Genomic DNA, 279 nt, shown 5'->3' on the forward strand with positions numbered 1-279 from the left:
GGCTGCTGGAGCGGTTCCAGGGGCGCGGAACGTTTGTGCGCCGCGCGAGCTTCGACAGTTCTCTCTTCAGGTTCTTCAGATTCCAGACCCGGCAGGGCGAGCGGCGCATTCCCGAGAGCCGCATCCTGCGCCGCGAGGTCGTGGAGGCGCCGTCGGCAGTCGCCGCGACCTTGCAGATTCCGAATGGCGCCAAGGTCATTCAGATGTCGCGTCTTCGGTTGATAGACGGCGTGCCGATGCTCGCGGAAGAAATCTGGCTTCCGTTCGACCGCTTCGCCG

At 64.9% G+C, this 279-nt stretch carries 1 protein-coding gene; it reads left to right on the top strand.

Annotated elements, in window-relative coordinates; all coding sequences use genetic code 11:
- The coding region (locus tag SB772_RS40200) for a GntR family transcriptional regulator (protein ID WP_410838543.1) at positions 1-279 on the top strand (279 nt) is incomplete at both ends.

Origin of the sequence: Paraburkholderia sp. SIMBA_030 (assembly GCF_046535245.1) — a bacterium.
Lineage (GTDB): Bacteria > Pseudomonadota > Gammaproteobacteria > Burkholderiales > Burkholderiaceae > Paraburkholderia.